The sequence below is a fragment of the Halomonas sp. OfavH-34-E genome, assembly GCF_024124525.1.
In the GTDB taxonomy this organism is placed as follows: Bacteria; Pseudomonadota; Gammaproteobacteria; order Pseudomonadales; family Halomonadaceae; genus Halomonas; species Halomonas litopenaei.
The window spans coordinates 36,955-45,579 of record NZ_JAMXRY010000041.1 but is presented as its reverse complement, the minus strand read 5'-3'; the positions used below and the strand labels follow the sequence as shown (position 1 = coordinate 45,579).

3 protein-coding genes are annotated in these 8,625 nt (G+C 67.0%); all 3 read right to left on the bottom strand.

Annotated features, from left to right (window positions below):
• Positions 1–150 precede the first annotated feature (150 nt).
• The 3 genes from NH448_RS16865 to NH448_RS16855 are packed head-to-tail and all read right to left on the bottom strand — an operon-like array spanning position 151 to position 8,618.
• The gene (locus tag NH448_RS16865) at positions 151–1,698 is read right to left on the bottom strand and encodes a hypothetical protein (RefSeq protein ID WP_253029091.1); all 1,548 of its coding nucleotides are present in this window, start codon (positions 1,696–1,698) and stop codon (positions 151–153) included.
• A gap of 58 nt (positions 1,699–1,756) precedes the next feature.
• Positions 1,757–2,173 carry a hypothetical protein gene (locus NH448_RS16860; protein ID WP_253029090.1) on the bottom strand — a complete coding sequence of 139 codons (417 nt, stop codon included), beginning with the start codon at positions 2,171–2,173 and terminating at the stop codon, positions 1,757–1,759.
• Between the two features lies 1 nt (position 2,174).
• Positions 2,175–8,618: an N-6 DNA methylase gene (locus tag NH448_RS16855; protein WP_253029089.1), complete on the bottom strand. Its 6,444-nt coding sequence runs from the start codon at positions 8,616–8,618 to the stop codon at positions 2,175–2,177.
• Between the last annotated feature and the right edge of the window lie 7 nt (positions 8,619–8,625).

Genomic DNA, 8,625 nt, shown 5'->3' with positions numbered 1-8,625 from the left:
CGGCCTGGCTGACGGCGCTGGCCAGCTTGCCGCCACCCGCCATGTTGCCGACCTGCTCGCCGATGCTGCTGGCCCCGCTGCGGATGGCGCCATCGGCCTGCCCCAGGATGTTGCCGCTGGCCCCGGCGCCCGAGATGGTATCGAACAGGCTCATGGCCACCCCTGCCCGCCGCCGCCGTCATCTTTCCCCATCTCGGCCAGCTGCGCATAGAGCTCCGCCTGCTCCTCGTCCAGCTGCATGGTGTCGGTCAGGAAGGATCGCAGGATCTTCTTGTCGGCCCCCATGTCGCGCATGGCGCCGATGGCCTGAGCCAGCCCGAGGCCGACGCTCATGCCGTCGTTGAGAGTGCGCTGACGCTCCGCCTCCAGCGCCGAGATAGAGCCGTAGAAGTTGATTCGCCACGGCCGCTCGCTGGCCGGGAAGACCATGCCGTAGCGCTTCAGGGTGTGCATGTCGATGATGTGGTTGAAGGCCTCGGACAGCGCCACGCGAATCACGCGCGCGCTCTCGGCCGCCTGTGCGGAGGTGCGGAAGAATCCGCCCTCGCCCAGGCCGCCGCTCATCTGGTCGGCGAAGCCGATCATCGACAGGTCGACGCCGATGGCCCCCGCCAGCAAGCGGGCATGCAGCATGACGTCCTCGATGCTCACATTGTCGGCTCGCCCCGTCTGGCCTCCGCCGCCCTCGACACGGGTCAGCTGCTTGTCGCCAAAGACCGGGATGACGTGACGAATGCGCTCCATGATGGGGCGGCCGCCCTTCACCGCCTCCTCGGCCACCTCCTTGGAACGCTTCAGCATGTCCGTGACCGACGACATGAACTTCTCCTGCATGTCCTTGGACATGTCGTTGAGGTTCACGGTGAGCATCTGCTCGTCGATCGAATCCATCCAGCGCTGCCCGACCAGCCCCAGCAGGCTCGACGTCAGGTTGTCGTAGGCATCCTCGGCCGGGTAGATGAGCGAGCCGCCGGCCATCGCCGGCATCAGCGGCAGCTCGTTGACGTCATCGGTGGTAAGCGTGAGCTTGAGCGACTTCTCGAACACGCCGTGCTGGGGCACCCATTGGCTGCGCGGCATCTTGAGGCGTGCAAGCTGGGTCGTGTCCAGGCGCTGGAAGTTGCGCTCGCCGGTGTAGATGGCATAGCCGACGGTGCGACTGCCGCGGTCGAACGGCTGAACCAGGGGCGGCCTGACCAGCTCATCGGTGTAGAGGTCGACGACGCCACGGCTGTCAGTGTAGATGCGGGCGTAGGAGTCGCCGAACACGCTGCCCAGGTAGGCCATGGGGTAGGCGGCGCGGTTGAGCACCGCCGACAGGTCCTCGCGAATCTCCTCGACGATCTTGCCGAGGCGCTCGTCCTTCTCGGCTGCGGGGCGCTTTTCGATGAAGACGACATCGCCGGTGGTCTCGTGGCCGCCCAGCGCCGACGTCACCAGCAGCTTGACCGCCGACGACACGATGGGGTCGGCTTCCATCTGAGACCACTTGTTGTAGATGGCCTGTCGAGTGCGCGCCTGGCGCGTCCCCGAGGCCATGAGGCTGGCGACCGTGGTCGTGCCGGCACCATAGAGCATGGTGTCGGCCGGCGATATTTCGTGGCTCTCGGGGAGGTGATCGTTCTCCCACTTCTTGGCACCAATGCCGAGTCGTGAGAGCAGGCCTCGCCGATGCCCAGTGGGGGATGATTTAGACATGGCCCGATGGTGGGCCATGCCAGAGCAGAGTCAGGGCGAGGTTTTCCGCTTCGAGCCCCTATGCCGAGGCCAGCGACTCCATGTCCTCGTCCTCGAGGGTATAGGTGTCGCCGGTCTCGCCATCCAGGATGAACTGGTTGGTGCCGACGGCCTGCGTGGCCAGGTAGCGGGTGCGGAACTCGTCGGCCATGACGATGGTGTCGGCCGGCGTCTCGCCCTGGTAGGTGGCGCGCACCATGGGGTCGTCACGCTCCCCCATCTCCCTCCCGCTCTCGATCAGCAGCGCCTTGAGCGCCCACCAGTACGGACCATAGTCCCGGTACCGAAGCGGGTCCTTGGCCAGGCGGCGCTCGACCACCCCAAGGGCGAAGGCAGGGAAGTCGGAGAACCCGCGATTCTCCTTGAGGGCGGCGGCCCGCTCCCGGGCCAGCGCCTTGATGTCGTCCTTGTCGAAAAGGTGCTCGGTGAATGCCATGTCATCCTCTCAGATTGAGCTCTTGGGCTGCCCGCGGAAAGTCGGCGACCAGCGCGTCCCATGCCCGGCGGCGAATGCGCCACGCAGTCTCCTTGCGGACCCAGCGTCGATAGCTGCCGTGCCGAGTGCCGTACTCCTTGATGCGATCCTTCCAGGGGCGTGTATCGCCCTCGACCAGGACCAGCTCATCGGGGTCGGCTTCGCCCTCCGGCGCGCCGCCAGTCGCTTCATCCGGCTCCGCCTTCTCAGCCACGGCCATCATGGCTCGACGCTGAAGATGGATCGGCAAGTATGAGTTCCCTTCGCCCTCGAAGTCGAACCATGGGACTTCCCGCTCGATGAAGCGCTCCACATTGCGGCCGATCTCGTCGCCATCCTGGCCCACCAGGGCCGCGGCGAACCCTTCCTCGTTGATGCTTTCGCGGATCACCTGCTTGAGCCGGTACAGCTGGCCGAAGCCGAAGTCGGCCATGGAAGCCTTTTCGCCGTGCGCGATGGCATAGTCACGTAGCGCCTCGACGAAGCTCGGCTGGCCACGCTCCACTTCCAGGTCATTGCTGACTACGAAGCTCATGCCTTCCCACCGCGTGATGACGCGGCGCTGGCCCTCGACGATGCGCGACAAGAGCGAGGCCCCGGCCTCCACCCTGTCGGGCTGCACCGGGATCGGGAAGTGCGGGGCCGGCAGCGCGTATTCGCGCCCCGGGTAGCTGGCCATGATGTCGGTCTCGCGGCGCGTGGCGACGGCCGCGCAGGCATCGGAGTAGACGTTCATCGTCTCGCCGGCGCGCTCGGCAGCATCCTCCAGGGCAGCCGCCCTGACCAGGCAGTCATCGTGCTTAGCGCTGCCGGGGTAGATCACCTCGCCGACCGGCACCAGGGCTGCCAGGGAAGATCGCCGTACCTGTCCGCTAACGTCGGGGCTGTGGCCCACGGCGCCGGGGCGGAACTGTGCCAGGCTCTCGCGACTGACCACGAACAGCTCGCCATCGGCCTCGATGAAGCACTCCGCGATCACCGGCTGGTCGCCGACCATGACACCTTCTCCCTCGGCGAAGGCGCTGGCCACACCATCGGGCAGACTGCCAGCCTCCTCGGCCTGGCGCTGGTAGCCCTCCACCGCCTGGCGGCGCATCTGGCGCGCCATGTCGACCTCGGCCTCCCACTCATTGACCAGCTCGGCCTCCTCGTGGATCTCGATGTCGACGGCGCCGAAGCCCAGCCGGCCGCGACGGAGGCTGTCCACCAGGTCGGAAGCGCGGTTCTCGCCCCGTTTGGCGCGATCGAGGAAGGTGGTCACCACGTCGCGCGCGCTCAGGGGCGGTTCGCCTTCCTGGCGCTCGACCTGGCGGGCCTGATGGCTGTAGCTGGCCCGGTGGAAGGTCGCCGCCTCCTCGATCTGGCGCTGAAGGCCGCCCTCCCTCACCTCGAGCTCGGCCAGCAGCGACTCGTTCTTGGCCCGGGCCGACTCCGACATCTTGGGCTTCGCCAGGCGCTTGCGAACCTTCTCGGTCTGCGCCATGGCGGTCAGCAGCTGGCCCGCCTTGCGCGCCACCCAATCGCTGGCATGCTCATTCTCGGCCAGGAAGCGGTTCTGCTTGTCGATCGTGTCGAGGTTGATGCGCTGACGCTCCCGATTGCTGGTGGCCCGCTGCTCGGCCTCCTTCGCCGCCATGGCTTCCTGCACACGGGTCACGGCGTCGGCATCGCCCACGACATCGATCAGCGCCTCCATCTGCTCGCGGCTCATGCCGCCGCTGATGGCCAGGCTGTCGCCGCCGTCGGGCTTCATCATGGCGCCGATCCAGTCGGCCTTGCTGTTGACCAGCGAGCGCTTGGCGGTGTCGAAGGTCCCGTCGGCGTCGTAGTGGTAGACCGTGACCTGCTCGGTCTTGTTGCCCTGGCGCACACCGCGGCCGTTGCGCTGGGTCAGGCTGTCCGGCGTCCAGCCGATGGTCAGGTGGTGGATGGCCTGCGTACCCTTCTGCAGGTTGATGCCGACCTCCGCCTTCTCGTTGGCGATGATCACGCGGTACTTGTTGGCCTCGCCCGGGGCGTTGAAGCCGTCCTGCACCTCCATGATCTCCTCCGGACTGTTGTTGCGCTGCCCGGTGACCACGGCGATGGCCGATGCCGGCACGCCGGCCCGGCGAGTCAGCAGCCGACGGATCTTGTTGTGGAGGCCCAGCAGGTCGCAGAAGATGATCTGCTTGGCGTGCGGCACGCGATTGCCTTCGGCGTCGACGCCGCGCGGGGTTGCCGCCTCGGTCTGGACATTCTCGAGCATGGCCGCCAGCTTGGGCGGCACCGATACGTCGAGATCCACGCCGGCCTTGTCCGCCATGGCCTCGAAGCGCTCCTGAGTGTCCGAACTCACGGTGTCGAGCACGATGGCACCATTCTCGATCCAGGCCTTGACCGGCATCTTGTACTGGCGACCGACCACCTCGCGATTCGCGTCGCGAATGGTCTTCACGCCAGTCGCCTCCTCCGCCGTGGCGTTGGGGCCGGGGCGCGTGCGCTGCTCGGTGGGCGGCTTGGCATTCCACTGCTCCACCAGGGCGCGGGCCTGCTCCTCCTCGCCATCGTTGACCAGATAGCGCGACACCCGGGCGTCCAGGTCGGGGTCGGCGATGAGCATGGTCATCTTGTTGATCAGGTTGAAGGGGTGGCCGATGAGCTCCATGGGCTCCCCGAACTTGCCGGCGATGCGGTCGAAGGCCGCGGCGTCTCCGCGGTTCTCGCCACGCTCCGACAGCGCGTCGGCGGCATAGCGGTACGCCTGCTTGTACTCCTCAAGCCGGGTGACGGTGTCCTCGGGCAGATGAATCGAGGCGGCCTGCTCAGGCGCATCCGGGACCTGAATCTGGCTGCCGACGTCGTCGGCATTCTTGATGGTGGCCACCTGCCGCAAGGCGCCGCGCAGCATGTCGACGTTGTTGAGCCCCTTGAACACGTTGATGGCCCGGCTCTCGCCGTCGATGGACTCGTCGTCCTCGTTCTCGATCTGGCAGACCGTGTTCATGAAGCCGTCGGCGCCGGACGTGCCAACGAACATGTCGTTGACGCGATCATGACCCACGGCCAGGGCCATCATGGAGTAGATCTCCAGCGGGCTGTTGGTGATGGGCGTGGCAGTCAGCGCCATGACGCCGTCGCCGCGCGCGCCGCTGCCGCCTCGGATGGCCCAGGCCTTGGCCTGAGCGTCGAGGCCGCGCCTGGAGGCCGGCGACAGCGACAGGTACTTGCCGCCCTTGAAGTCGACGGTGGTTGCCGAGTTCTTGTAGACGTGGGCCTCGTCGATCACCAGCGAGTCGATGCCCATGTCCTCCAGGAAGGGGGCGGCGCCATCCTTCTTGCCCAGCACGTCGACGATGGTCGCCGCCTTGCCCTTGGCGCGCTCGTCGGCCTTGCGGTCCTCGCTCTCGGCGAAGGACTGGTCGGCGCTTCGCATGTAGGACTCATAGCCGGTGATGGTGTCCTCGCGAAGGCGGATCCGCTCGAAGGCCTCCATGGTCATGAAGACCTTGCTGTGCCGGTTCTCCATGATCCGGGCCAGGTCTTCATCGTAGGCCGAGGAGTCCACGCGGCCGTTGCGCAGCCCCACATAGAGACAGTCATCGGTGCTGGCGTAGGCCTTGGCGGTCTCCTTCTGCCAGTTGGACAGCACGGAGTTGGGCACCACGAAGACGGTCTTCTTCTTGGCGCCGATGGACTGCACGTATTGCGCCGCCGCCAGGGCAGTGAATGTCTTTCCCAGCCCCACGTCGAAGCCGTTGATGCCGGAGAAATCGCGCGCGCGGGAGCGCACGTAGGCATTCTGATAGCCGTGTAGCTCGAGATCGGGATTCATGCCCGGGATCGTCAGCGGACTCTCGTCCTCGGGCTGGGCAAAGCGCAGCCTCTCCGGATCGTTGGCCTGGCTCTCCAGGCGAGAGACCACGCCGGCATTGCCTCGCGCCCAGCCGTTGAACTGCTCGTTGGCCTTGTTGATCATGGCCCGCAGCTCGCGGATGCCCTCGGCGTCGCCCATGTCGAGCTTGGTGCCGCCCAGGGTGATGGTGCCGTTCTTCAGGTAGGCGCCAATGCGGCGAATCAGCTTCTCGCGGTCGGTCAGCTGGCTGCCCGGGATGTCGAACTCGATGCGCGGCTCGCCGCTCTTGTCGTCGAAGCTGACCACCGCGCCGGGGTGAACGAAACGGCGCAGGAACTCGGCTTTCTCCTCGAGCGAGACGTAGGGGCTGAACAGGTTGAAGGTGATGCGCCCGACATCCACGCGATCGATGCGCTCGGCGGCGACGGTCTTCTGGCGCATGAGCTTGTCACGCACCTTGTCGTTGGGCGCGGCCGCCATCTCGGCATCGATGCGCCTCACGAACTCGCCATAGCTGCCGACGAAGTAGTCATCGGCCCGGCTCACCTCGGTGCCGTCGGCGGAGACGCACCAGTCATCGCTGGCGAACGGGTCGAAGTCGTCGCCCAGCACGGTGCGCGCCTGTTCGAGGCTCACCCAGCTCGACTGATTCTCGTACAGCAGCCCCTCGAAGCCGTGCTCGGCACTGACCTGCGCCCGGGGCGCCTCCTGAATGTCGCCGCGCCACAGGGCGCTGAACCCGTCCTTGCGATGGTAGTGGGCGACCAGCTCGCCGAGCCCGCGCCGCAGGTCGCCATCAACACCCGTGATCCGCTTCGCGGCGGCCGCCTGGCGCTTCATCGCCTCAGACAGCTTGGCGTAGCCTGACAGGAAGTCGGTGCCGCTACCTCGGCCGTTCTCGTCGAGGACCTGAGACACGGCCAGCCCCACCAGGCCGGGCGCCCACGCACGGGCGCGCGACTCGTCATCGGACAGCTTGTCCAGGGCGGCCAGTGCCGACGCCAGCCAGGCCGGCATGCTCATCGTCTGCGAGGTGTCGCGCATGAACTGGCGCAGCGTCAGCGCATCGTCATGACTCATGCCGGCATCGAAGGCGGTGTAGGCGTCCTTGAAACTGCCCAGCAGCTCATCGCCACGGTCGTCACGTCCGGTCGGTTCCAGGGCGTGCCAGTCGCCGTCACGCATCTGGAGCGTCTGCCCCGCCTGCGTGATGGTGTCGCCTTCCCGGTAGATGATCGGCTGCGTCTCCGCTGCCGCCAGCGCGTCCCAGTCGACACGGCTGTTGGGTAGGCGGCGAATCAGCTGGGCCACCTCGGGGATGCTGGCCGGATTCGTGACGCGATCGACGTCGCGGAACTTCTCGGGGTCCTTGGGCGCGAACTCGCCGAGAATGAAGCGCCGCCCCTCGCCCTTGAAGTATCGCCCTTCGATGAACTCGCCCCACATGACGTTGGCGTCGGCCAGCGTGTCGGGCGACTGCTCCTGAAGCTCGTCGATCCTCTCGGCGGCGTCGCGGCCGTACTTGCGAAAGAAGATGACGTCGGTGATGGTATCGGCGTCGGCGGCCCCGAACACGCTGTTGGGCAGTCGGTAGGCGCCCAGGAGCTCCGCCTTCAGGCTCGCCCGCTGACGCAGCTTGACCTCGGCACCACCCCGGCCCGACACGCAGCGCGGCGGCACCACGAAGGCGGCCAGGCCGCCGGGCTTCAGCTTGTCCAGAGAGCGCAGGATGAAATAGGCCTCCAGCGTCTCCTTCTGGTACTTGGGGTCGAGATTCTGGTTGCCGCCTCGATCGGCGGTCGTGCCGAACGGCACATTGGTCACCACCGCGTCATAGCTCTCGTCGGGCGTGGCGGACGCCACGGCCTCGAAGGGCGATACCGTGGCCGTGTAGCCGGGGCCGGCATTGACCAGGGCATTGATGGTGCCCGACGTCTCGTCGAGCTCGACAGCATCCACGGCGGCATTGCGCGGCGCCGTGGCGCCGAACACGCCGGTGCCGGCCGCCGGATCGAGAATCTTGCCGCCGGAGAACCCCATCTCGCCGAGCGCGCTCCAGATGCCCTCGGCGATGGGCTTCGGCGTGTAATACTCGTAGGCCGATCCCTTCTTGCCGTCGGCGCCGACCAGGGCCCCGCCGTTGCCGGAGTAGCCGGCCAGCACGGCGCGGTCTTCATCGGACAGCTCATCCCGGGCAAGCTCACCGGACTGCACTCGGGACAGCAGCTCAATGGCCGCGTCATTGGTCTTCTGGCGCTGTCCCTTGGTGCGCTTCTCGTCATGACTGTAGAAACCGGCCGTGGGGCGCCGCGCGCCCTCCACCGGCTCGGGGTCTTCGCGCTCCAGGCGCAGGGCCCTGGCGGGGTCGGCGGCCACATTGGCCGCCATGAGCTCGGAGCGAATCTCGTTGGCCCGCTTCACCAGCTTGAGCCGCTCCGACATCGCGGCAATGCCTTGCGGAAGGTCGATCAGCGCCTTGCGGACGCGGCCCAGCTCGCCCACCAGCTTGAGCCGAGACATCATCGCCTTCGCACCGCCACCGGCAGAGGCATCGTCGTAGATATGTTTCATCCTTGAT

Excerpts from the sequence above, each read along its gene's own strand:
- NH448_RS16865 (WP_253029091.1), bottom strand. The coding sequence starts at position 1,698 with ATGTCTAAATCATCCCCCACTGGGCATCGGCGAGGCCTGCTCTCACGA.
- NH448_RS16860 (WP_253029090.1), bottom strand. The coding sequence starts at position 2,173 with ATGGCATTCACCGAGCACCTTTTCGACAAGGACGACATCAAGGCGCTG.
- NH448_RS16855 (WP_253029089.1), bottom strand. The coding sequence starts at position 8,618 with ATGAAACATATCTACGACGATGCCTCTGCCGGTGGCGGTGCGAAGGCG.